The following is a 22,637-nucleotide window of genomic DNA, read 5'->3' as shown; positions in this document are numbered from 1 at the left end:
CGCGTGAGCCTCGTCCAAGACCAAGCGGCGCGCCCCTCTCGGGCGCGCCGGCTGCTCGGGCACCTCGGCGGCGAACGCGCGCTGACTCTGGTGCTGATCCTTTTCGTGGGGCTGCTCTCCATCGCGCCGCTCGCCCGGCTCCTCTATGCCGCGCTCTTCCCCCAGGGCACCTTCGACGTCGAGCGCATCGCCGCGATCCTCGGGGGCCGCCGGGTGCTGGAGGCCACGCTCAACACCCTCTGGATCGCCTGCGCCGCAACGCTGCTGGCCACGGCGGTCGGCACGATGGCCGCGCTGCTGACCTCGCTCACGGATATGCGCCGCCGCACGCTCTGGGTCTTCGGCTTCGTGCTGCCGCTGATGATCCCGCCGCAGGTCACCGCGCTGGCCTGGGTTCAGGCCTTCTCTCCGGCAAGCCCGATCCTCGGCCCGCTCGGCCTCGCGCTGCCTCCCGGCACCCGCCACCCGCTCTATTCCATGGGCGGCATCATCTTCCTGCTCGGGCTCTACAATGCGCCCCTCGTGTTCCTGTCGGTCCGCGCCTCGCTGCAGCGCCTCCCCGCCTCGCTGGTCGAGGCCGCCCATGCGAACGGCGCCGGCGCGGGACAGGTGACGCGCGACATCATCCTGCCGCTGATCCGCGGCGGCGTCTTCGCCGGGGCCGCGCTGGCCTTCGTCTCGTCGATCGGCAACTTCGGCATCCAGGCGATGCTCGGCATCCCCGCCCGCGTGCCGACGCTGATCACCCTCATTTACCAGCGCCTCAACGCCTATGGCCCCTCGGCGCTGAACGACATGGCGCTGCTGGCGCTGCTGCTGGCCCTGCTGACCGTGCTCGGCATGACCCTCACCGCCTGGCTCGGACGCCGCGGTGACCAGCGCGTCGATGCCGCGCAGCGCCCGCCCCGCATGGCGCTCGGAGCCTGGCGCCTGCCGGTCAGCGGCGTGGCCTGGCTCTACCTCGCGCTCTGCCTCGTCCTGCCGCTCTCCGCCCTTCTCGGCACCGCACTGGTGCGCGGCTACGGCCAGCCCCTGACGCCGGACACGCTCACCTTCGAGAACTTCGCCAACGCCCTCTTCCACCACGAGGGCATCCGAAGCGCCTTTCTCACCTCGCTCTGGCTGACGCTGCTGACCGTGGCGGTATTGATCCCGGCGGCGGTCGCCCTTGGCTACGTGCTGAGCTGGCGGCGCGGCTGGGTGGCGCGGCTGCTGCGCCTCGCGTCAGAGCTGGCCTATGCGCTGCCCGGCATCATCATCGGCGTGGCGATGATCCTCTTCTTCCTGCGCCCCCTGCCCTTTGTCGGCACCGGGCTCTACGGCACGGTCTGGGTGATCCTCGCCGCCTACCTGTCCAACTTCCTCGCCCTCGCGCTGCGCCCCGTCCTCGGCGGCTACGCCCAGATCGACCGGGCGCTGGACGAGGCCGCGCAGCTCGCCGGCGCCGGGGTCTTCGCCCGGCTGCGCGACATCGTGCTGCCCGCGCTCGCCCCCTCGGCCATGGCGGCGGCGATCCTCGTCTTCATGACGGCGGTGAACGAGATCCAGGTTTCGGTGCTGCTGGTCAGCTCGCGGGCCACCACCATCGGCCCGATGATCATCTTCCTCGAAGAGGCGGGCTCCTCGACCCTCGCCGCCGCGGTCGGATGCCTGATGGTGCTCATGGTGCTGGCGCTCATGGGGCTGTCGCTGCTCGTCGGCCGCCGCCTGCCCGAGGGGGTGCTGCCATGGCGCGACTGACCGCCCTTAGCGGCCTCGGCCGCAAAAGCGCCGCGCTCTTCCTGCTCGAGATCGAGGGTCGCAGGCTGCTGCTCGACATGGGCGGCGGGCTCGAGGCGGGCGAGCGGCCGGATCTCTCGCAGGCCGGGCGTGTCGACGCGGTGCTGCTGAGCCACGCCCATGTCGATCACGTCGGCGCGCTCGACCGGCTGGCCGAGATCGGCAACCCGCCGGTCTACGCCACCCAAGAGACCCAACGCCAGCTCCCCTCCAACCTGCGCCCACCGCGCCTCGCAAAGCTGCCCGACCGTGGCTGTGCCGAGATTCTGGGCGTCCGCCTCGACACCGGCCGCTCCGGCCATGCGCCCGGCGGCATCTGGATGCGCTTTCCAACCCTGCGCGGCGGCTTTCTCTACACAGGCGACTTCAGCACCGAGGCCCCGCTGCTGCGCTGCGATCCCTTCCCGCGCAGCGCCACGGTGCTGGCCGACGCCTCCTACGGCGATCGCGAGGACGCGCTCGCCGATCAGATCGCCGCCCTGACCGAAGCAGCGCGCGGCGGCGCGGTGTTGCCCTGCCCGGCGGACGGGCGCGGCCCGGACATGGTGGCGGCGCTCGGGGCCGCCGGGCTGACCGTCCACGCCTGCCCTCAAATCGCCGATGAGACCGAACGGCTCACCGGCACCCCTCCGCCCGTCGCCACGCCCGAGACCGCCACCCCGGCGCAGGTCATCGTCGCCGACGGGCCGAACGCCGAGCATGGACTCTGCGCCGCGCTCCGGGAGCGCCCCGGCTTCCGCTTCATCTTTTCAGGCCATGTGCCGCGCAGCAGCCCCGCGCATGCGATGCTCGCCGAGGGTCACGCCCGCTGGATGGGCTGGAACGTGCACCCGCGACTCTCGGACATCCTCGCCATGGCCGAGACCACCCGGGCCGAACGGGTGCTGCCGGCCTTCGTCGATCTGCGCGCCGCCCCCCGCCTGACCGCTGCGCTTGGCCCGCGCCTGCGGCAGTGCCCCAGCCTCGAGGTCTGACCCATGATCCGTCACCACCTGCCCGACACCGTCCCCGCAGCCGAGGCCGCCGAGGACCAAAAACCGCTGCTCTGGCGGGCCGCAGGCGAAATCGGCCCCGGCCTCGACGGGCTGTGGCTCGGCAACCTGCCGGCGGCAGAGGATGGCGACGCCCTGCAGCAAGCTGGCATCGGCGCCAGCCTCAACCTCGCGATGAACATCTTCCCCGGCCCTCTCCTCCGCCCCGACGGCACCCATCTGCGGCGCTACCAGATCGGCCTGCTCGACGGGCCGGGCAATGCCGCCGAGACGCTGGCCGCGGCGGTCACGCTGATCGACGGGCTCGCCGCGGTCTACACCATGGGCAAACCGCACTACCCCGCCCACACCAGGGGCGGGCTGCTGGTGCATTGCCGCGGCGGGCGCTCGCGTTCGGTCACCGTGCTGGCGCTCTGGCTGCACCTGCGGCGGCCCGGCACCTATCCGAGCTTCGACGCTGCCCTCGCGCACCTTCGCGCGCTGCGCGGGCTCGGGAAAAGCTACCCGCTGCCACCGATGCTCGCGCTTGCGCAAGAGGTGCTTGACCGGGGCCTCTGCGCCCGATGACACCGCCCCGCCCGCCGCTCGGACCGCACCGGAGCCGCTTCGTCTCGGCCGCCGATGTGGCACGGCTGGCCGGGGTCTCGCGCTCGGCAGTGTCGCGCGCCTTCACGCCCGGCGCGCAGGTGTCAGAGCAGGCCCGCGCCCGCATCCTCGAGGCCGCCGAAGAGCTCGGCTACCGGGTCAACCGCCTCGCCCGCACCTTGCACCAGGAGCGCTCGGACCTCGTCGGCGTGGTCGGCGGCAACTTCTCCAACCCCTATATCTCTGCCCAGCTCGATGCCCTCTCGAAGGCACTGCACGCCCGCCGCCTGCAATGCCTGCTGATGAACGGCGCCGGTGGCGTGGCCGAGGATCTCAAACGCCTGCTCGACTACCGGGTGCGCACCGTCGTGCTGCTCTCCGGGGCCGCGCCCGATGCGCTGATCCGGCTCTGCGCGCAGAACGGCGCGCGCATGGTGCTGATCAACCGCCCGCGCCCGCCAAAAGGCGCGCGGGCCGATCTCATCCTCGCGGACAGCGCCCGCGGCGGGCGGCTGGCGGCCGAGCGGCTGGCCCGGGCCGGCTGCCGCAACGTGGCGGTGGTGATCTCGGGCTCGCGCACCTCGGCCAAGACCGACCGGGCCGAGGCCTTCTGCTCGGAAATGGCCCTGCGCGGCATCCCGGTGACCTGCTGGGTCGACGGGCCGAACAGCTACGAGACCGGGGCCGAAGCGGCCCGCGTGCTGCTGCAAGGGACCGGCATCGACGGCATCTTCGGCGTCACCGACGAGATTGCGCTCGGGGTGCTCAACACCGCCCGCTTCGAGCTCGGCCTGCGGGTACCCGAGGATCTGTCGGTGATCGGCTTCGACGACGCGCCAATCTCGGGCTGGTCCTCGCATGCGCTGACCACGGTCAACCAGTCGCTCGAGGATCTCACCCGCGCCACGATGGAGGCCATCGCCCTGCCCGCCGAGGCCGCGCCCATGCTCTACGAGGTGCCGGTGCGGCTGGTCGAGCGCGGCTCGGTGCGCGCGCCGCTCAGCCCCTGAACGGGTTGAGGATGCGCAGGCGCCCCTCGACCAGCAGCCCGTGGTGCATGTCCTCGGACCAGAGCGTGTCGCAGCCTGCTTCCAGCGCCGCGCCGACGATCATCGAGTCGTAGACCGAAAACCCGTAGCGCATCCCGAGCGCCCGGCCGATGTCATGGGTCCGCTCGGTCAGCGGCACCACCTCGCAGAGCGCCCGGACGCCGGCAAGAAACGCGCCCGCCTCCTCTGCGCTCAGCTTCGCCTTGCGCAGGCAGTTCACCAAAGCCTCGTTCAGCACCTGCACGCTGATCACCCCTCCCTGCTGCAGCAGCGCCTCGGCGCGATCCGCCTTCGGCGCCTCGCCCAGAAGGTAGAGGATCACGTTGGTGTCGAGAAAGGCCCCCGCCATGGATCAGCCCCGGGATCAGCGCGCGTTGGCCTCGTCGCGGGGCAGCGGCCCATCGGGCAGCCGCCCCCGGAAACGGCGCAGACCGGCGAGGATCTCCTCGGGCCGCGCGGCGCGGCTCACCGCGAGCCCCCGGTCGTCGGGATGCAGCTCGATCCGGTCGCCCTCTTTCAGCCCCAGTTCGCGCACGAGTTCGGCAGGCAGGCGGACCGCCAGGGAGTTCCCCCATTTCGAGATCTGCATCACTGCCTCCTGACCTTATGATATACGTTGCATGAATGTATATCCACCCCCCGCGGTGATCAACCGCTGCGGCGACCCGCGGTGTCGGAAAAAAATAGGCACCCGGAGATTACCCCGGGTGCCGCTCATAATTATCAAAAGACTAAGGATACTTAGGCCAAATGGCCTCCCCCCTTCACCTGAACGAAACTCGCCGCCCTGCCAATATGGGCATGAAGCTGCCATCAGGAGAGAAAACTCCGATTTGCTCAGTCATAGCAGCACCACCAGGCAGATTTACAGTAGCGCGATTTCGCCGGTCGCGAGCAGATTTTTGGGCCCGCGGCGCATGTTTCATGCAAGCCCCTGCAAGGACGAATTTTTTCCACAATCTGTTCACAGTTCAGTTTCAACCTCTGCGCGAACGACTCGGTCGGGGGTACCACGCCCCCGGGAAGGCAAGGCAGAATCACTTGCAGACGCGCTGATTTTTTAGCGCTCCAAATATCTAACATACTGTTAATATTCTGAATTTATTGAACCTCTCGCGGGGAGCCACCACATGCAGTAGGTAATCTTTGTGCACCTACACTCTGCGGTATGTTGTCGCAGAACGCCCCGGCGCCACACTGTCGGCTTGTGGACAAAAGGCGGAAAGGTCCCACGGAACCCGCGAAGCACTGCCCCGAACGCAAACACCCCCGGCCTTTCAGCCGGGGGGTGCCCATCTCGTCAGCGGTGTCGGTTTCAGCCGAGGATGCCGTTCAGCGTTGCCGAGGGGCGCATCACGGCAGCGGTCTTCTCCGCGTCACCGTGGTAGTAGCCCCCGAGATCCGCGGGCTTGCCCTGCACCGCCGCCAGCTCTGCCACGATCGCAGCCTCGCCCTCGGCCAGCGCCTTGGCGATGGGCGCGAAATGCGCCGCCAGCTCGGCGTCGTCCGATTGCGCCGCCAGCGCTTCGGCCCAGTAGCGCGCGAACCAGTAGTGGCTGTCGCGGTTGTCGGGCTCACCCACCTTGCGCGAGGGCGAACGGTCGTGGTCGAGAATGCCCTGCGTCGCGGTCTCCACCGCATCGCCCAGCACCCGCGCCTTGGCGTTGTCCTTCTGGTCGGCAAGGAACTTGAAGCTCTCGCCGAGGGCGCAGAACTCGCCCAGCGAATCCCAGCGCAGGTGGTTTTCTTCCATCAACTGCTGCACGTGCTTCGGAGCCGACCCGCCGGCACCGGTCTCGAAGAGGCCGCCGCCGTTCATCAGCTTCACGATCGAGAGCATCTTGGCCGAGGTGGCCAGCTCGAGGATCGGGAAGAGGTCGGTCAGGTAATCGCGCAGCACGTTGCCGGTGATCGCGATGGTGTTCTCGCCCTTGGTGATGGTCTCGAGCGAGGCGATGGTGGCTTCGCGCGGGGCCATGATCTCGAACTTGTCCGACACGCCCTTCGCCTCGAGGATCGGCTTCACGTAAGCGATCAGCTCGGCATCATGCGCGCGGTTCGCATCGAGCCAGAAGATCGCGCGGTAGCCGGTGGCCTTCTGACGCTCGATGGCGAGGTTCACCCAATCTTCGATCGGCGCCTTGCGGGCCGAGGCCGAGCGCCAGATGTCGCCCGCCTGCACCTCGTGCGAGTGCAGAACGGTGCCGTCGTCGAGGATCATCTTGACGATGCCTGCCTCGGGCATCTCGAAGGTGGTCGGGTGCGAGCCGTATTCTTCCGCCTTCTGCGCCATCAGGCCGAGGTTCTGCACGGTGCCGGCGGTGGCCGGGTTCAGCTTGCCGTTCGCCTTGAAGAACTCGATCGCCGCGTCATAGACCGGCGCATAGGAGTTGTCGGGGATCACGCAGTTGGTGTCGGCTTCCTTGCCGTCCGGGCCCCAGCCCTTGCCGCCGGCGCGGATCAGCGCGGGCATCGAGGCGTCGATGATCACATCCGACGGCACGTGCAGGTTGGTGATGCCCTTGTCCGAGTTCACCATGTACATCGGCGGACGCGACGCGGTCACTTCCTCGATTGCGGCCACGATATCGGCGTTGTCCTTCACCCGCTCCAGCAGGTCGCCAAGGCCCGAGTTCGGGTTCACGCCAAGCGCCTTCAGCTCGTCGCCGTACTTGTCGAACACCGGCTTCAGCCAGGCCTTCACCGCGTGGCCGAAGATGATCGGGTCCGAGACCTTCATCATCGTGGCCTTCATGTGCAGCGAGAAGAGCGTGCCCTCGTCCTTGGTCTTGGCGATCTCGTCTTCCAGGAAGGCGTCGAGCTTCGCCGCGCTCATGTAGGTGGCATCGACCACGGTGCCCGCCGGATAGGAGACGCCCTCTTTCAGCACGGTCTCGCCCGAGGCAGTCTCCAGCACGATCTTCGCGGTCGCAGCCTTGTCGAGCGTCGCCGAGACCTCGTTCGAGAAGAAGTCGCCGCCGTCCATCGCGGCGACGCGGGTCTTGCTGTCCTTGGTCCACTCGCCCATGCGATGCGGGTTCGACTGCGCGAATTTCTTCACGGCGGCGGCGGCGCGGCGGTCAGAGTTGCCCTCGCGCAGCACCGGGTTCACGGCCGAGCCCTTGATCCCGTCGTACTTGGCCTGGATCGCCTTTTCCTCGTCGCTCGAGGCCTCATAGGGGTAGTCTGGCAGCGCGTAGCCCTGACCCTGCAGTTCCTTGATCGCGGCCACCAGCTGCGGCACCGAGGCCGAGATGTTGGGCAGCTTGATGACGTTGGCCTCGGGCGTCTTGACCCACTCGCCAAGCCAGGCCAGGTCGTCCGACTGGCGCTGCGCCTCGGTCAGTGCCTCGGGAAAGGTCGCGAGGATGCGGCCCGCGAGCGAGATGTCCTTGGTGCCGACCGACACACCGGCGGCAGCGGCAAAGCTGCGGATGATCGGAAGCAGCGAGGCCGAGGCCAGCTCGGGCGCTTCGTCGACCTTGGTGTAAACGATGTCAGGAGTGTTGTTCTCAGCCATGATGCGATGCCTTTCCTGGGGGTTTCGCCCCCTTTAGCCGTTCTGCATACAAAGGTCTACAGTCGCGGTGCCGCACCGGATCGCCGCACCGCGCCCCCCTGCCCTAGCGTGGATTTCCGTCCATTTCCACGCCGCGCAGGCCCCATGCGCGGGCGCGCGCCGGTGCACCGTCCCCGTGGCCCCTCGTGCGGGACCGGGCCGTTCAGTCCTCCTCCCGCAAGCTCGACCCTTCCGGCAACGGACGCTTGATGTTGCGCTGCATGTCCATGACGTAGCCGATGATCGCGGCCACGGCCTCCCAGTGTTCGATGGGGATCTGCTTGTCGATCTCGGCCACACCGTGCAGCGCCCGCGCCAGCGGCTTGTTCTCGATGATCGGTACCTCGGACTCGCGCGCGAGCTCGCGGATCCGCGCCGCGAGCAGGTCGGCCCCCTTGGCGACGCAGACCGGCGCCATGTCGACGCCGCTCTCGTATTTCAATGCCACGGCAAAATGCGTCGGGTTGGTCAGCACCACCGTCGCCCGCGGCACCGCCTGCGCGATGCGCTGGCGCGCCCGCTCGCGGCGCAGCTGCATGCGCTTTGCGCGGATGTGCGGATCGCCCTCGGTGTCCTTGTGCTCGTCCTTGATCTCCTGCATCGACATGCGCTGCTTGCGCCGATGCTCGAAGCGCTTCCACAGCACGTCCGCCACGGCGATCACCAAGAGGATCGACAGCACGACCATCAGCATGCGCGAGGCCGCGTGCCGGGCGAACTCCGTCACCATCTCGGGCAAGATCCCCTGCACCTGCCAAAGCTCGCGCACCCCCTGATAGGTGATCCAGAGCCCGATCCCGCCGACCACCAGCACCTTCAACATACTCTTGCCGAACTCCACCATGGCGCCGAGCGAGTAGATCTTCTTGAACCCCGACATGGGCGAGATCTTCGACAGTTTCGGCCGGATCCGCTCGACAGCCACCACGATGTCGCCCTGCAGCAGCGCGCCGGCGACCGCCCCCAGCACCATCAGCGCCAGCAGCGGTGCCAGCAAGAGCCCGACCCCGCGCAGCATGCCCCAGCTCACCCCGCCGATATCGCGCATGCCCTGCACGTCCTCGCCGATGCTCACCTGCCCGGCGGTCTCGAAGACCCCGCGCAGAACCCCGGCAAACATTGCCGAGACGCCGGGCATGACAAACGCGGTGATGGCAAAGAGCGACAGCACCGCGGTGACATTGCCGACCTCCTTGGAGCTCGGCACATCGCCCTTCTCGCGGGCCTTTCGGAGTTTTCGCTCTGTCGGCTCCTCGGTCTTGTTGTCCTTGTCTTCACCCTCGGCCATGCCCGGACGTCCCCCGCCTCAGAACACCAAGAGGCCGAGCCACTCGGCAAAGCGCTCGGCGAATTCGCGCAGCATCATCGGCGCGGCCATGACCAGGACCAGAAGCCCCGAGAAGATCAGAACCGGCCCGGCGACGAAAAACACCGGCAGCGTCGGCATCATCCGCGCGGTCAGGCCCATGGCGAGGTTGAGCAGCAACCCCATGACGAAGAAGGGCGCGGCGATCGACAGCCCCATGTAGAAGCTCGCGCTCACCGCCCGGACGATCTGCTGCGCCAGATCCCCGGTCAGGATCCGCCCCGGCGGGAAGACATCGTAGCTCATCACCATGGCGCCGATGATCAGGTGGTGCAGGTCGGTGGCAAAGATCACCGCCACCGCCGCCATCATCAGCGCGGTGGAAATTAGATCGGCCCCCTCGAAGGAGCCGAGACTGGGCGAGAAGGCATTGGCAAGCCCCGAGATCGTGCCGATCTGGTAGCCGGCGAATTGCAAACCCGACAGGAGGATCCGCGCGCTGACACCGATCCAGACCCCCAGCGTCAGCTCGATGGCAAGAATGCCGATGAAGGCGGCGATATCATCGAAATCCACCGGCCCCAGCGGCGCCAGCGGGTAGAGCGCCAGCGACAGGACGAGCGCCATGGCCAGCCGGTGACGCACCGGAAACAGCGCCTCGCCGAGGCCGGGCATGAACATCAGGATGCCGCCGATCCGGGCAAAGACCAGCGCCACCCCAAGGAACTCGGTGGTGATCAGCGCCGAGACGTTCATCTACTTGCCGATGGTGGCGACGGTGCGCAGCGCCGCCTTGCGGTGGATCTCGTTGTGCGACAGCACGGTGGTCATCGGGCTCACCCGTTCCAGCATCGAGCGCACGAAGCTGCGCACCTCGGGGCTGACCAGCAGCGCCGGCCATTCGTCGCGTTCGGCGAACTGCTGGATCTCGCGCCGGGTCTGCAGCACGAAATCCTGCACCCGCTGCGGCGACATGACGAAGTTGCGCTCCTCGCCGCTGACCCGCAGCGCCTCGAGGAACTCCTTCTCCCAGGCCGGCCCCATGGTGATCACCGGAATGAAGCCCGCGCCGTCCATCATCGACTTGCAGATCTGGTTGGCGAGGCGCCGGCGCACCTGCTCGGTGATCTGCGTGACGTTCGACGTGCTGCGCTTGGCCTCGGCGATGGCCTCGACGATCAGCGGCAGGTTTCGCACCGAGACCCGCTCGGCCAGCAGCCCCTGCAGCACCTGCTGGATCAGCACCATTGGCGCATTGCCGGGAATGTCCTTGGCGAGCTTCTGGTACTCGCGATCGAGCCCCTCGATCAGCTCCTGCGTCGCGCCATAGGTCATCAGCTCGGGCAAGTGTTCCTTCACCACCTCGGTCAGATGGGTGATGATCACGCTCTCCGGGTCGACCACGGTCAGCCCCATGCCCTCGGCGATCTTGGCGGTCTCGGGATCGACCCAGAGCGCATCGAGCCCAAAGGTCGGATCCTTGCCGCGCTCGCCCTTCAGCCCGCAGTCGCCGGGGTTGACCACCATCATGCCGGTCGGACGCACGTCGCCGCGCGCCACCTCGACCCCCTGCACCATGAGCGCATAGCTCTGCGAGGGCAGCATCGGCTCGTCCTTGATCCGGACCGTCGGGAGCACGAAACCGAACTCGCGCGCAAACAGCCCGCGCAGGCTCTTGATCTTGCCCGCCAGCGCCGCGTCGGGGCTCGAGATCAGCGGCACCAGCGCCTGTCCCAGATCGAGCCGGAGCGTGTCGAGCTTCAGCGTCTCCTTGATGCTGTCCTCGGCCGGCGCCGCCTCGGCCTTCTGCCGCTGCGCCTCTTCGCGCGCGGCGCTGCGGGTGGCTTCCTCGGCGCCGCGCTGCACTGTGATGCCGAGAAAGATCATCAGCCCCGCGAGCACCGCGAAGACCAGCGCCGGAAACCCCGGCAGCAGCCCGATGGCAAAGAGCAGCGCCGCCGCCATGAACAGCGCCTTGGGGAATTTCGACAGCTGGCCGAGAACCGCCTCGTTGGCCGCGCCCTCGGTGCCGCCCTTGGTGACGATGAGACCCGCCGCCAGCGACACCACCAGCGCCGGGATCTGCGACACCAGCCCGTCGCCGATCGTCAGCACGGTGTAGAAGTTCGCCGCCTCGGACAGCGACAGCCCATGCTGCGCGACGCCGATGAGGATGCCGCCGATGACATTGATCAGCGTGATGATGATTCCGGCCACCGCGTCGCCGCGCACGAATTTGCTTGCGCCGTCCATCGCCCCGAAGAAGCCGCTCTCGTCCTCCAGTTCCTTGCGGCGCGAGCGCGCCTGCTCCTCGTCGATCAGCCCGGCGCCGAGATCGGCATCGATGGCCATCTGCTTGCCGGGCATCGAATCCAGCGAGAAGCGGGCCGAAACCTCGGCGATGCGGGTCGAGCCCTTGGTGATCACCACGAAGTTGATCACCACGAGGATGGCAAAGATCACGATGCCGATGATGAAATTGCCGCCGACGATGAAGCGCGAGAAGCCCTCGATCACCCCACCCGCGGCGCTGGGGCCGGTGTGCCCCTCGGACAGGATCAGCCGGGTCGAGGCGACGTTGAGCGACAGCCGCAACATGGTGACCATCAGCAAGAGCGACGGGAAGGAGTTGAACTCCAGCGGCTTCGGGATCCAGAGCGCCACCATCAGGATCAGCACCGAGACCGAAAGCGACACGGCCAGCCCGAGGTCGAGGATCACCGGCGGCAGCGGCACGAAGAGCACGCCGAGCATCAGTGTCACGCCGATCGCGAAGGCGACGTCGCGGTTCGCCAGCCCCCGGGCCTTCAGGCTGGGGCGCTTGCGCGAGGCGGTGAAGGGATCGGTCAGGGCCATCAGAACATCTTTCGGAAGGCGGGCAGCACGGGTTGCATCACCTCGCGCCCGTAAAGACTGCGCGCCCCCTCGTCGGCGGCGCCGCTGCGCGTGGTCAGCCAGGAGGTCCAGAAGTGCCCCTCGGGCAGCGGCTCGGCGGCGGCCATGGCGACCGGCGGCGGGGCGCCGCCCCCCTCCCTTGCCGCCAGCGCGCGGAAGATGTCGAGCCGGTCATTGGCGATGCCGACGTTCTGCTTCAGCCGCCCGAGATAGGCCTGCCGGTGCTCCGGCGTGGCCGAATGGTAGCGCCCCGCCGCCTCGACCCAGTCGCCGGTCTGCTCATAAAGAGACACCAGCAGCCGCGCGGCGTAATCGACGTTGCGCGCCGGATCGAACCCATGCTCGAGCGAGACAAAGGCGTCGGGATGCCAACGCAGGTTCACCTGCATGCAGCCGACGTCCACCGAGGCCACCCCATCGGCCTGCCGCGCCCGCACCCAGCTGGCGGCGGTCTCGGGGCTGGTGAAATAGCGCCCGTCACCTTCGGCATTGGCGGTCCATGGCCAGATGGTCAGCTCGCCCTCGTGCATCATGCCCGATTCCTGCAGCCCAATTCCCAGCAAGAGGTTGCCGGGGATCTGGTGCCGCAGCTGCGCGCGCAGGATCTCGCGGATGCAGAGCCCCGAGGGCGCAGCCTGCGCGGGCAGCGCCGGAGCAGGCAGAGCCGTCCGCGCGGTCGGCCGATAGAAATCGCTCCAGTCGGCCCGCGCCCCCTGCCCCGTCACCAGCAGCAGCAGCGCGACCAGCATCCCCGCCAGCGCCCGCATCAGAAGCCCCCGCTGATGATCAGGTCAAACGCGGTGTCCGACAGCTTCTTGACCATAGCGTACATGAACGGAAGGAACGCCAGCAGCCCGAGGAAGATCGCCACGATCTTCGGCACGAAGGTCAGCGTCATCTCCTGGATCTGCGTCAGCGCCTGGAAGAAGGCGACGATGAGCCCGACCACCAGCGCGATGCCCATGATCGGACCGGACGCGTAGAGCACGGTCAGAAAGGCATCCGACAGGATCGTATGCGTATCGGCTTCGGTCACCGCGCCCCCATTCGCCGGATCAGACCGGCATGCGCATGATTTCCTGGTAGGCCTCGACCAGCTTGTCGCGCACCGCAACGGCGGTGTTCACCGTGGTTTCGAGCTCCAGCGTGGCCAGCACGACCTGCTGCGTGTCGATGTCGCCGCGCATGCCGTTCTGCGCGACCGCCTCGGCCTCGCGGATGGTCTGCACGGTGTCGGCGCCGGCCTTCGAGATCATCTCGGCAAAGCTGGGTCGCTCGGCCTGGTCCGGCGCGATCGCCGGCATCTTCTCGGCGACCATATCGCGCGACGCGCGGTAGGCGCCGCTGGCCGAGTTCAGCGAAAGGAGCGAGGAAGGTCCCGCCATACGTCAAAGTCCTATTTCAGCAGGTCGAGAAGCTGCGTGCGCATGGTGCGCCCGGTCTCGAACATGTTCAGGTTGGCCTGGTAGCTGCGCGAGGCCTCGCGCATGTTGGCCAGCTCGAGGATCGTCTTCACGTTCGACACCTTCACGAAGCCGTCCTGGTCGGCGGCCGGATGCGCGGGGTCGAAGCGAAGTTCGAAATCAGCGGAGTCGCGGGTCACGTCCGACACCCCCACCATGGAGGCCCCGGTTTCCCGGTCCACCAGCTCCTCGAAGGAGATCACCTTGCGGCGATAGGGATCGCCGCCCTCGGTGTTGCCGGTGGAACTGGCGTTGGCGACGTTCTCGGAGACAACCTTCAGGCGCTCGCCCTGGGCACGCATGCCGCTGGCGGCGACGTTCAATACGGATTTCAGCGGATCCATGGTGTCCCCTCTCAACGAATGCCGGTGACCGCGACGGTCAGCAGGTTGTGGCCCTTGCGATACAGCTCGGCCGCCAGCCGGTAGCTGCCCGCCACCTCCGCGGCCTTGATGGTCTGCTGCTCGACCGACACGGTGTTGCCGTCGAGGCTCGCTTCCCAAGCAGTCTCGTCGCGTTCGATTCGCACGCCGTCGGGCGTGCTGTGGCCGCTCTGGATGTGCTGCGCATTGGTCACCTCGAGGCCGCTCATCGCGCGCTGCCCCTCGAGCGCCTGCGCAAAATCGTTCACCTCGCGGGCCTTGTAATTCGGCGTATCCGCGTTGGCGATGTTCTCGGAAATCACACTCTGCCGCGCTCCGAGCCACGTCATGCGCTCGGAGGCCAACTGGAAAAAGGACATACCATCAAGTTTCATGAAGAGTTTCCTTTCGGCTCAAACAAGGATAGCATGAATAAAACGGACACATCAATGGATAGTGACCATGCACACCGCGTTTTCGGAGCTTTCAAGCCTTACCCGGACCCTTGAAAGGTCAAGTATTACCGGCGAGGTGAAATCCGCGCTCGGCCTGGTCCTGACGGTGTCGGGCCTCCAGCGCGCGGTTGGGATCGGCGCGCATTGTCTTGTCCAGGGCCGCGAGGGACCGGTGCTGGCGGAAGTTGTGGGCATCGACGAGCAGGGCACCCGGCTCCTGCCTTTCGGCAGCTGGGACGGGGTGCGCACCGGCGATCCGGTACAGGTCAGCCACAGCGCCAACGAGATCCGCCCCGATGACGCCTGGATCGGAAGGGTGGTGAACGCGCTCGGCCAGCCGCTCGACGGCAAGGGCCGCCTGCCCGAGGGCGATACCCCCCGCAGGATTCGCGCCGCGCCCCCGCCCGCTTTCGAGCGCCGCCGGGTGGGCCAGCGTCTCAACACCAAGGTCAAGGTGATGGACGTCTTCACCCCGCTCTGCCGGGGCCAGCGCATGGGGGTCTTTGCCGGCTCCGGCGTCGGCAAGTCCACCATGATGGCGATGCTGGCGCGCGGCGCCCAGGCCGATGTGATCGTTGTCGGCCTCGTCGGCGAGCGCGGCCGCGAGGTGCAGGACTTCCTGCAGGAAGATCTCGGCGAGGAAGGCTTGGCGCGCTCGGTGGTCGTCGTTTCCACCGGCGACGAACCGCCGCTGATGCGCCGCCAGGCCGCCTGGACCGCCACCGCCGTGGCCGAGCATTTCCGCGATCAGGGCAAGCAGGTCCTGCTGCTGCTCGACAGCGTCACCCGCTTTGCCATGGCGCAGCGCGAAATCGGCCTCGCCGGGGGCGAGCCGCCCACCGCCAAGGGCTACCCGCCCACCACCTTTGCCGAGCTGCCACGCATGATGGAACGCGCCGGTCCCGGCTCTGGCAGCGGCGGCGACATCACCGCGCTTTACACCGTGCTGGTCGATGGCGGCGACATGGAAGACCCGATCGCCGACGCGGTGCGCGGCATCATGGACGGGCACATCGTCCTCGACCGCAAGATCGCCGAACAGGGCCGTTTCCCGGCGGTGAACCTCTTGCGCTCGATCTCGCGGATGCTGCCCGACTGCCACCACCCGGACGAGTATGCGATCTACAAGGCCGCCCGCCGCGCCGCCGCCCGCTATGCCGACATGGAGGAGCTGATCCGCATCGGCGCCTATCGGCGCGGCAGCGACCCCGAGGTGGATTCCGCCATCGATCTCGCCGAGCCGCTCGACCGCCTGCTCAGCCAGGGCAAGCGCGAGGCCATGGACGCGTCGGAAACCTTCGCCCGGCTGCACGGCGCCCTCTCAGACGCGGACATCGTCGTGGAAGCGCCCTGAAGGCAGGCCTCGGCGCGCCAAGCGCCGCGACGCTCCGACCGGGCGGCCCGTTTTGATGGTTGCCCCCTGCCCCGTTCCTCTCTGGCTCGGTGGCAAAGCCATTTCGGCGCGCCTGCCTCGGGATTTCCGGAGCCATTTCGCAGATCCTTTGCAGTAGAGTTCTGTTAATCTTTCCTTAACGAAGTCGTTTAAAAAGCGGACATCCGCTGACGTAATTTCTCGGAATTGATGTTCATTTGGATATACCTTTACTCTCTGGGTTGACTCGTGATTAAAGCTGGATCAACAAGCCGATTATGACCAATTCGTGTCGTGAGACGCGGTCGCGGCCACCAAGGGTGGCCCAGAGCGCATTTTGTCGTCGTTCAGGTGGCCAAAGAGGCCGGACTGTATCGCGTAAGAGTTAAGAGTTCTTGGGGTTTGACAGTGTTTGATGCAGCATTTTATTCCGCGGACGCAGGGTTTCTCGGCGAGCAGCGCCGGCTCTACCGCAAAAAGGCGCAAGGCATCTACCGCCAATTCGCCAAGCCGATTTTCGACACGCTTCTCGCCCTCGCGCTTCTGCCGCTTCTGGTGCCGGTGATTGCCGTCCTGTGGCTGATGGTGCGCCTCGAAGGCGGGCCGGGTTTCTTCGGCCACCGCCGGATCGGCAAGAACGGCCGGGTCTTCCGCTGCTGGAAGATCCGCACCATGGTGCCCAACGCCGAGCAGAAGCTGCAGCAATATCTCGCCAGCAACCCCGCTGCCCGCGCCGAATGGGAACGCGATCACAAGCTGACGAATGACCCGCGCATCACCCGCCTTGGCCGCTTCCTGCGCGAGACCAGCCTCGACGAGCTGCCGCAGATCTGGAACGTGCTGACCGGCGAGATGAGCTTCGTCGGCCCCCGCCCGGTCGTCCGCGCCGAAATGACCAAATACGGCATGCACCGCACCGCCTACCTGCTGATGAAGCCGGGGATCACCGGGCTGTGGCAGGTCTCCGGCCGCAACGACGTCACCTACGACGAGCGAGTCGAGATGGACGTGCGCTACCTCTGCGAGCAGTCCTTCGCCACCGACAGCCGACTGCTGCTGCTCACCGCGAAGACCGTGCTGGACCGCACCGGCCGCTGAGCTTTCTCCCCTGTTTCGAAAAAGAGACCCCGGACCCAAGGTCCGGGGTCTCTTTGCATCCGCGTCGGGCGATTGCGCAGCGCCCGGCGCTCCGGCAGAGTTGCGGCGCAACCCCCTCAAGACGAAAGCCTCCCGCATGAGCCACCAGAGCGCCGCCCTCCCCCCTCCTGCCCCGGGCCGCTGGTCGATGCTGGCGCTGATCTGCCTCGGTGTCGTCGGAGTGCTCTGCACCTGGTTCTCGGCCACCGCGATCATACCCGAGCTCGTCAGCGACTGGCAGCTCAGCCCGACCCAGGCCGCCTGGCTGACCAACGCCGTGCAGCTCGGCTTCGTGGTCGGCGCCCTCGGCTCGAGCCTCGTCAACCTGCCCGACATCCTGCCGATGAAGCGGCTGATGACCGGCGCAGCGATCATCGCCGCGCTGGCCAATGCCGCGCTGCTGGTCTCCGACCCGACCACGGCGATCCTCGCCCGCTTCCTCACCGGCATCGCGCTGGCCGGCGTCTACCCTCCGGCACTCAAGCTGATGTCCACCTGGTTCTCGCGAGGCCGCGGCCTCGCCCTCGGCTTCCTGATCGGCGCGCTGACCCTCGGCTCTTCCATGCCGCACCTGTTCCGCGCGCTCACCACTGGCATCAACTGGCAGGCCGTGGTCTGGGGCACCTCCGGCGCGGCCCTCGCCTCGGCCATCCTGTTCGCGGGCACCTTGCGTGAAGGCCCCTACGGCTTCGGCCGCGCCGCCTTCGACCCTCGCCAGTCGCTCGCGGTCTTCAGAAACCGCCCGCTGATGCTCGCCAACCTCGGCTACTTCGGCCACATGTGGGAGCTCTACGCCATGTGGGCCTGGTTTCTCGCCTTCGCCGCCGCGGCGCAGGAAAGCGGCCTTGCACCCTTCCCCTTCGGCACCGCCTCGATGCTGAGCTTCGTGGTGGTTGCCAGCGGCGTCATCGGCAGCCTGCTCGGCGGCTGGCTCTCGGATCGCATCGGCCGGTGCCTGACCTGCGCCGGAATGATGATCGTCTCCGGTGCCTGCGCCGCCCTCATCGGCTTCGCCTTCGAGGGTCCGACCCTGCTGCTCGCCGCCCTTGCCCTTATCTGGGGGGTCAGCGTCGTCGGCGACAGCGCGCAGTTCTCCGCCGCGGTCACCGAGCTTTCCGAGCCGCATTTCGTCGGCACCGCCCTCGCCCTGCAACTCGGCATAGGCTTTGCCCTGACCGTCGTGGCGATCTGGCTTTTGCCCATCTTTGCGAGCGCGATCGGCGGCTGGCACTGGGCATTCCTGATGCTGCTGCCCGGCCCGGTGATCGGCGCCCTTTCCATGCTCGCCCTGCGCCGCGAACCGGCAGCGGCGCGTCTCGCCCACGGCGCGCGCTAAACGCTACGCGCTCTCGGCGTCCTCGGCGAGCCCGTCGAAGGCGCCGGGCGACAACTCCTCCCAGAAGGCCGCGATGGCCTCGGCGTTCAGCGCCGACATCCAACCATGGCGCTCAAAATCATCCCGCGCCGCACCCGAGAGGCGGCCGATGAACAGCAGCTTGTCGGCGTCTCTCTGCGTCGGCTTGCGGCTTGCGGCGAGGTCCCGAATGCGTTCCAAACGCCGCGCACGCAGCGTTGACGGTTTCGCAGGGTTTCGCCGCGAAACCTCCGGCGCCTTCGCCGGCGCGCCCTTCGCGTAATCCTCGCGCAGCGCCTTGGTGAGGTAGCCGACGGTGTTCTTCACCCCCTCCTGGCCCTCGACATACTCCAGCTTCTCGGCGACATACTCTTCGCCATGCTCGGCCAGCCACTGACGCGCCAGCCGGTCCGAGACTCCCAACTCGCGCAACCGACCGTAAAGCTCGGAGTTGCGCAGCCCCTCCCCATCGTCGAGATCGAGGATCGCCAATTGCGGGTTCTCGGAAATCAGGAAGCGGATCTCCGTCACCGTGCGCCCCATCTTGCGGGTCTCCGGCGTAAGGAGGATGTTCGAGGTCTTGTTCACCTCGGCCACCGCGGGCTTGATGATCTTGGCGTTGAGCTGCTTGTAGACCTCGTAATAGGGGCTGTCCGCCACACCCATCAGGCGCCGGAAGAGGTCGAGCGACCACCAACCGGTCGAGCCGGTGCGCACGAAACGGTAGCAATTCTCGTAGAGCGCCAGCGCATGGCCCGAGGTGAAGCGCCGCTGTATATTGAGGTTGATCAGCGCAAAGACCTTCGGGTCGTGCAGCTTCTCGGCGAGCGCCGGAGAGTAGGCATATTCGCAGACACCGCCCTTCAGCTTGGCGTAGCTGAGCAGCGAGCTGACTCCCCATTCCTGCTGGCCCTTCTCGTCGAGCATGTCCCATTCCGCAACAGTCTCCGCGAGGCCGCGCAGAGACTGTTTTAGTGTCTCCATGTCGTTGGAGTTGTAGCCGATCATCAGACTGAGCGTGCGCGCGTCGATCTGGTGCCGAGACTGCGAGGTGAGCGTGTCGTAGGCGTTGAGCAGCAGCACGTTCGACAGCTTGCGCTGCAGCAACGTGAGCTTGCCCGAAACGTGGATCGCCGCAACGTGCTTCTTCACCGCTCCGCGGCGCAGCGGGCCGCTCAGCCGGTCGCGCGGAATATCGTCCATTCTGCTCTCGCTTTCCCGGGGCCTCGCCCCACTTGCCGGTCCTCGTGGTTCCCTGCCTTGTCATACGACTCGTCCAAGCGAGTCGCCGCGGCCGGGTTATCCCCATGATCCGCCAAAAGGTATCCGCAAGCAAGATCCTCGCTGGCACCTCAACCCGCGCCAAGACGCCCCCCGTAAACGGGCACCCAAGGATCTTTCGTCCCAGGGATAGGTATCCATTTCCGGGATGTCGCACCCCCCGGCCTGCGCAGGAGGAGTCCGATTCGTGGCCCAAAGACCCTAATCCGTCGAAAACAGGCTCTAACGCTCAGTCTTTCCAAGGCCGCCCCGAGAATCGGACCCCTTGATCCCGGAAACGGGTGCCTTTACCCCCGTTTCCGGGCACCCTTGCTCCCGCAAGCGGGCGCCGCATCAAGGGTATCCCCAGGTATTTATTGAACTTTTATTAACCTAAAGCTCTTAAAAGGACTCAAAGAAACTCAAACATACCGACCGTCTGTGTGATATCTTCCATAATTAGAGTGAGATGAGCGCTCGAATGCTTCCACTTTGCCCCCAGCATGTGCCATAGTTCTCAGGATATCGCGGCAAACAGCGAACATGGTGAGGCGACATGGCACATAAACCCGGCACTCCGCCGAAGGCAGACCTTCCCCCCTATTTCAACATCGACCCGGCCGAGGCCGCGGCAAAGCTCGCCGATCCCATAGACACCGCGCGTTTCGCAAAGGCCGCATCCTTTGCCATGCGCGGTCGCGACGATCTTGCCCGCCGCGGCTATGCGCCCGACGGGGCGAAGCGGCTGCGACGCTTCTCGACCTGGGAAATCTGCCGCTACCTGATCCCGGTCAACCCGGCCCACCTGCGCCGCGTGCTGCGCCAGAACCCCGACCTGCCGCAGGGCGAGGGCGAAGGCGGGTCCAAGTGGTTCACGCTCGAGGAGGTTCTGCGGCTGCGCGACCATTTCGCCGAGGAAGGTGCCAAGGATCGCGAGTACCGGGCCTGGCGCCCCGAGGGGCTTCCGGCCAAGGTGGTCGCCGTGGCCAACTTCAAGGGCGGCGTCGGCAAGACCTCGACCTGCGCGCATCTTGCGATGTCCGCCGCGCTCGACGGCTACAAGGTGCTGGTGATCGACCTCGACAGCCAGGGCTCGATGACCTCGATCATGGGCGGCAAGGTCGAGGACGAATGGCAGACCGTTTTCCCAATGCTGGCCCGCGACTATGCGCTTCACCTCCAGCAGGAGAACAAGGTCCGCGAGGCCGCCGGGCAGACACCTTTCCAATTCGATGAGACGCTGAGCGCTGCACTCGAGGTTTCGCCGCGAAACCTCGTGCAGAAGACCCACTGGCCGAACATCGACCTCATTGGCGCGCAGCTCAACCTCTACTGGGCCGAGTTCCAGGTGCCGGTCTGGCGGATGCAGATGCTGAGCTGGCCGCTCTGGGACGCGCTGACCAATGCGCTGGAGGAGGGGGGGATGCTGGATGACTATGACATCATCCTGCTCGACACCCCGCCGGCGCTTGGCTACCTGACGATCAATGCGCTTTCGGCCGCGGACATCCTATTGGTGCCGCTGGGGGCGTCCTTCCTCGAGTTCGACTCGACCGGGCGGTTCTTTGACATGATCTATTCGACCTTTGCCTCGATCGAGGAGGGGGAGAACCGGGTTCGGCGCGCGGACGGATTGCCCGAGATGCGGTTCGAATGGGATGCGGTCCGGGCACTGGTGACGCGGTTTGACGCGGCGCAGCAGACCGACTTGGCGAATGTCATCCAGGCTTATTTCGGCGACTTCATGACTACCTACCGGCAGGAGCTGACCGCGATGGTCGGGCAGGCGGGGGAGCAGGTCTCGGGGATTTACGAGACCGATTACCGGGACTTCAACCGGGACACCTATGTGCGCGGGCGCGAGACCTTCGACCGGACATGGGCAGAGGTGAAGGAGGTGATCCTCGGGACGTGGTGGCGCGACGCGCAGATGGAGCAGGCTGAGAGGGAGGCCGTCTGATGGCAAAGAGACGCAAGCTCGAGGCGCCCTCGGCAGAGGACCTGACCCGCTACGAAGAGGAGTTCCACCGCGAAAGCTCGTCGCGCGGGCTGATGTCGGCGCCGATCGCGCAGGTGGCCGCCGAGGCGGCGACGCTGCATGACCCGCGGCCGGCGGGGCAGCGAGCCGAGGCGGCGAAGGACAAGGCTGACGCCGAGCGGCTGCGGGATGCCGAGGGGCGCGGGCTGGTGATGCTCGAGCTGGCCGTGGACGACATCAACGCCGATGCGCTGGTGCGTGACCGGGTGGTGCTCGACGCCGAGGAGATGGAGGAGCTGAAGGCCTCGATCGCCAAGGGCGGGCTGCGGCTGCCGATCGAGGTGTTTCCGACGCCGGCAGACGGGCAGGGGTTCGGCTACGGGCTGCTGTCGGGCTACCGGCGGCTGAAGGCCTTCCGCGATCTTTATGCGCTGACCAAGGATAGTCGTTACCAGAAGATTAAGGCGGTGATCCGCGACCCCGAGGCCATGGGCGGCACCTTTGCCGCGATGATCGAGGAGAACGAGATCCGCGCCTCGCTCAGCCATTACGAGCGCGGGCGGATCGCGGTGATCGCGGCGCAGCAGGGCGCCTTCGTCAATGCCGAGGAGGCGGTCAACGCGCTGTTTCCGCAGGCCTCCAAGGCGAAGCGCTCGAAGATACGCTCCTTTGCACTGATCTTCGAGGAGCTGGGCGACATGCTAACCTTCCCCGACCTGTTGAAGGAGAAAGACGGGCTGCGGATCGCCGCGGCGCTGCGCGACGGCGCCGAGGTGCGGCTGCGTGAGGCGCTGGCCGAGCGGGTGCCGGAGACGGCCGCCGAGGAGGCGGAGCTGATCGCCGCGGCGCTGGACGGGGTCGAACTCACCTCGGACCCGAAGAGGGGCGGGCGGCCGAAAAAGGCCGCGTCGCCTGCCAAGGCGCTGTCCTCGGGGCTGACGGTGCAGCTCGGCGAGGATGCGCAGGGCTGGGTGATCCGGGTCCGCGGCAAGCGCGTCGGACGCGAACTGATGGAAGCGGCGATGCTGGAGCTGGAGAGGCTCCTGGACGCGCCGTAGACGAAATAATATAATGTTATCAGTATCTTGACG

Annotated in this window: 21 protein-coding genes; 9 read left to right on the top strand and 12 right to left on the bottom strand. The window is 67.0% G+C overall.

Features of this window, described 5'->3' with window-relative positions:
* Positions 1–3 precede the first annotated feature (3 nt).
* Genes CEW88_RS20990 through CEW88_RS20975 form a run of 4 tightly spaced genes read left to right on the top strand, consistent with a single transcriptional unit; the run spans position 4 to position 4,366 of the window.
* Positions 4–1,740, top strand: coding sequence for an ABC transporter permease (locus tag CEW88_RS20990; RefSeq protein WP_254694557.1), 1,737 nt, complete (start codon positions 4–6; stop codon positions 1,738–1,740).
* A complete protein-coding gene (locus CEW88_RS20985) occupies positions 1,728–2,753 on the top strand; it encodes an MBL fold metallo-hydrolase (RefSeq protein WP_108970308.1) in 1,026 nt (341 codons plus the stop codon). The genes CEW88_RS20990 and CEW88_RS20985 overlap by 13 nt, the downstream gene beginning before the upstream one ends.
* A gap of 3 nt (positions 2,754–2,756) precedes the next feature.
* On the top strand, positions 2,757–3,338 hold the full coding sequence (locus CEW88_RS20980) for a dual specificity protein phosphatase family protein (protein ID WP_108970307.1): 582 nt from the start codon (positions 2,757–2,759) through the stop codon (positions 3,336–3,338).
* The gene (locus CEW88_RS20975; RefSeq protein WP_108970306.1) at positions 3,335–4,366 is read left to right on the top strand and encodes a LacI family DNA-binding transcriptional regulator; all 1,032 of its coding nucleotides are present in this window, start codon (positions 3,335–3,337) and stop codon (positions 4,364–4,366) included. The genes CEW88_RS20980 and CEW88_RS20975 overlap by 4 nt, the downstream gene beginning before the upstream one ends.
* Here CEW88_RS20975 and CEW88_RS20970 read toward each other — a convergent pair.
* The 11 genes from CEW88_RS20970 to flgB form a co-directional block, all read right to left on the bottom strand.
* On the bottom strand, positions 4,356–4,754 hold the full coding sequence (locus CEW88_RS20970; RefSeq protein ID WP_108970305.1) for a PIN domain-containing protein: 399 nt from the start codon (positions 4,752–4,754) through the stop codon (positions 4,356–4,358). The two genes, CEW88_RS20975 and CEW88_RS20970, sit on opposite strands and share 11 nt — an antisense overlap.
* A gap of 15 nt (positions 4,755–4,769) precedes the next feature.
* Entirely contained in the window at positions 4,770–4,994 is a 225-nt protein-coding gene (locus tag CEW88_RS20965) for an AbrB/MazE/SpoVT family DNA-binding domain-containing protein (RefSeq protein WP_108970304.1), read from the bottom strand.
* Between the two features lie 726 nt (positions 4,995–5,720).
* A complete protein-coding gene (locus CEW88_RS20960) occupies positions 5,721–7,925 on the bottom strand; it encodes an NADP-dependent isocitrate dehydrogenase (RefSeq protein ID WP_108970303.1) in 2,205 nt (734 codons plus the stop codon).
* Positions 7,926–8,127: 202 nt separating this feature from the next.
* Entirely contained in the window at positions 8,128–9,252 is a 1,125-nt protein-coding gene (gene flhB, locus CEW88_RS20955; RefSeq protein WP_108970302.1) for a flagellar biosynthesis protein FlhB, read from the bottom strand.
* Between the two features lie 18 nt (positions 9,253–9,270).
* Positions 9,271–10,026: a flagellar biosynthetic protein FliR gene (locus CEW88_RS20950; RefSeq protein ID WP_108970301.1), complete on the bottom strand. Its 756-nt coding sequence runs from the start codon at positions 10,024–10,026 to the stop codon at positions 9,271–9,273.
* Positions 10,027–12,126 carry a flagellar biosynthesis protein FlhA gene (gene flhA, locus CEW88_RS20945; RefSeq protein ID WP_108970300.1) on the bottom strand — a complete coding sequence of 700 codons (2,100 nt, stop codon included), beginning with the start codon at positions 12,124–12,126 and terminating at the stop codon, positions 10,027–10,029. It lies immediately after the preceding gene.
* The gene (locus CEW88_RS20940) at positions 12,126–12,932 is read right to left on the bottom strand and encodes a lytic transglycosylase domain-containing protein (RefSeq protein ID WP_108970299.1); all 807 of its coding nucleotides are present in this window, start codon (positions 12,930–12,932) and stop codon (positions 12,126–12,128) included. The genes flhA and CEW88_RS20940 overlap by 1 nt, the downstream gene beginning before the upstream one ends.
* Complete coding sequence (locus CEW88_RS20935) at positions 12,932–13,201, bottom strand: flagellar biosynthetic protein FliQ (protein WP_108970298.1); 270 nt, start codon at positions 13,199–13,201, stop codon at positions 12,932–12,934. The genes CEW88_RS20940 and CEW88_RS20935 overlap by 1 nt, the downstream gene beginning before the upstream one ends.
* Positions 13,202–13,220: 19 nt before the next feature.
* Positions 13,221–13,550 carry a flagellar hook-basal body complex protein FliE gene (locus tag CEW88_RS20930; protein WP_108970297.1) on the bottom strand — a complete coding sequence of 110 codons (330 nt, stop codon included), beginning with the start codon at positions 13,548–13,550 and terminating at the stop codon, positions 13,221–13,223.
* A gap of 11 nt (positions 13,551–13,561) precedes the next feature.
* A complete protein-coding gene (gene flgC / locus CEW88_RS20925) occupies positions 13,562–13,972 on the bottom strand; it encodes a flagellar basal body rod protein FlgC (protein ID WP_108970296.1) in 411 nt (136 codons plus the stop codon).
* An 11-nt stretch (positions 13,973–13,983) separates the two neighbouring features.
* On the bottom strand, positions 13,984–14,385 hold the full coding sequence (gene flgB / locus CEW88_RS20920; RefSeq protein WP_108970295.1) for a flagellar basal body rod protein FlgB: 402 nt from the start codon (positions 14,383–14,385) through the stop codon (positions 13,984–13,986).
* Between the two features lie 67 nt (positions 14,386–14,452).
* On the opposite strand from flgB, the gene fliI reads away from it, so the two are divergent.
* The 3 genes from fliI (at position 14,453) to CEW88_RS20905 (ending at position 18,290) form a co-directional block, all read left to right on the top strand.
* Positions 14,453–15,799: a flagellar protein export ATPase FliI gene (fliI, locus tag CEW88_RS20915; protein ID WP_108970294.1), complete on the top strand. Its 1,347-nt coding sequence runs from the start codon at positions 14,453–14,455 to the stop codon at positions 15,797–15,799.
* Between the two features lie 507 nt (positions 15,800–16,306).
* A complete protein-coding gene (locus CEW88_RS20910; RefSeq protein WP_108970422.1) occupies positions 16,307–16,915 on the top strand; it encodes a sugar transferase in 609 nt (202 codons plus the stop codon).
* 136 nt (positions 16,916–17,051) lie between these two features.
* Positions 17,052–18,290, top strand: coding sequence for an MFS transporter (locus CEW88_RS20905; RefSeq protein ID WP_108970293.1), 1,239 nt, complete (start codon positions 17,052–17,054; stop codon positions 18,288–18,290).
* A 3-nt stretch (positions 18,291–18,293) separates the two neighbouring features.
* On the opposite strand, the gene CEW88_RS20900 is transcribed toward CEW88_RS20905, so the two are convergent.
* On the bottom strand, positions 18,294–19,511 hold the full coding sequence (locus CEW88_RS20900; protein WP_108970292.1) for a replication initiation protein: 1,218 nt from the start codon (positions 19,509–19,511) through the stop codon (positions 18,294–18,296).
* Between the two features lie 613 nt (positions 19,512–20,124).
* Here CEW88_RS20900 and CEW88_RS20895 point away from each other — a divergent pair.
* Both CEW88_RS20895 and CEW88_RS20890 read left to right on the top strand, forming a co-directional pair.
* Complete coding sequence (locus tag CEW88_RS20895; RefSeq protein ID WP_108970291.1) at positions 20,125–21,528, top strand: AAA family ATPase; 1,404 nt, start codon at positions 20,125–20,127, stop codon at positions 21,526–21,528.
* On the top strand, positions 21,528–22,604 hold the full coding sequence (locus tag CEW88_RS20890) for a ParB/RepB/Spo0J family partition protein (protein WP_108970290.1): 1,077 nt from the start codon (positions 21,528–21,530) through the stop codon (positions 22,602–22,604). Before CEW88_RS20895 ends, CEW88_RS20890 begins: the two co-directional genes overlap by 1 nt.
* The last annotated feature ends 33 nt before the right edge of the window (positions 22,605–22,637 follow it).

The sequence above is a fragment of the Alloyangia pacifica genome, from assembly GCF_003111685.1.
Lineage (GTDB): Bacteria > Pseudomonadota > Alphaproteobacteria > Rhodobacterales > Rhodobacteraceae > Salipiger > Salipiger pacificus_A.
The sequence above is the reverse complement of the archived record's forward strand: the minus strand, read 5'-3'. Positions and strand labels throughout refer to the sequence as shown.

Excerpts from the sequence above, each read along its gene's own strand:
- CEW88_RS20965 (WP_108970304.1), bottom strand. The coding sequence starts at position 4,994 with ATGCAGATCTCGAAATGGGGGAACTCCCTGGCGGTCCGCCTGCCTGCC.
- CEW88_RS20970 (WP_108970305.1), bottom strand. The coding sequence starts at position 4,754 with ATGGCGGGGGCCTTTCTCGACACCAACGTGATCCTCTACCTTCTGGGC.
- CEW88_RS20905 (WP_108970293.1), top strand. The coding sequence starts at position 17,052 with ATGAGCCACCAGAGCGCCGCCCTCCCCCCTCCTGCCCCGGGCCGCTGG.
- CEW88_RS20890 (WP_108970290.1), top strand. The coding sequence starts at position 21,528 with ATGGCAAAGAGACGCAAGCTCGAGGCGCCCTCGGCAGAGGACCTGACC.
- CEW88_RS20940 (WP_108970299.1), bottom strand. The coding sequence starts at position 12,932 with ATGCGGGCGCTGGCGGGGATGCTGGTCGCGCTGCTGCTGCTGGTGACG.
- flgC (WP_108970296.1), bottom strand. The coding sequence starts at position 13,972 with ATGGATCCGCTGAAATCCGTATTGAACGTCGCCGCCAGCGGCATGCGT.
- CEW88_RS20950 (WP_108970301.1), bottom strand. The coding sequence starts at position 10,026 with ATGAACGTCTCGGCGCTGATCACCACCGAGTTCCTTGGGGTGGCGCTG.
- CEW88_RS20930 (WP_108970297.1), bottom strand. The coding sequence starts at position 13,550 with ATGGCGGGACCTTCCTCGCTCCTTTCGCTGAACTCGGCCAGCGGCGCC.
- CEW88_RS20960 (WP_108970303.1), bottom strand. The coding sequence starts at position 7,925 with ATGGCTGAGAACAACACTCCTGACATCGTTTACACCAAGGTCGACGAA.
- fliI (WP_108970294.1), top strand. The coding sequence starts at position 14,453 with ATGCACACCGCGTTTTCGGAGCTTTCAAGCCTTACCCGGACCCTTGAA.
- flgB (WP_108970295.1), bottom strand. The coding sequence starts at position 14,385 with ATGAAACTTGATGGTATGTCCTTTTTCCAGTTGGCCTCCGAGCGCATG.
- CEW88_RS20980 (WP_108970307.1), top strand. The coding sequence starts at position 2,757 with ATGATCCGTCACCACCTGCCCGACACCGTCCCCGCAGCCGAGGCCGCC.
- CEW88_RS20975 (WP_108970306.1), top strand. The coding sequence starts at position 3,335 with ATGACACCGCCCCGCCCGCCGCTCGGACCGCACCGGAGCCGCTTCGTC.
- flhA (WP_108970300.1), bottom strand. The coding sequence starts at position 12,126 with ATGGCCCTGACCGATCCCTTCACCGCCTCGCGCAAGCGCCCCAGCCTG.
- CEW88_RS20985 (WP_108970308.1), top strand. The coding sequence starts at position 1,728 with ATGGCGCGACTGACCGCCCTTAGCGGCCTCGGCCGCAAAAGCGCCGCG.
- CEW88_RS20895 (WP_108970291.1), top strand. The coding sequence starts at position 20,125 with ATGGCACATAAACCCGGCACTCCGCCGAAGGCAGACCTTCCCCCCTAT.
- flhB (WP_108970302.1), bottom strand. The coding sequence starts at position 9,252 with ATGGCCGAGGGTGAAGACAAGGACAACAAGACCGAGGAGCCGACAGAG.
- CEW88_RS20900 (WP_108970292.1), bottom strand. The coding sequence starts at position 19,511 with ATGGACGATATTCCGCGCGACCGGCTGAGCGGCCCGCTGCGCCGCGGA.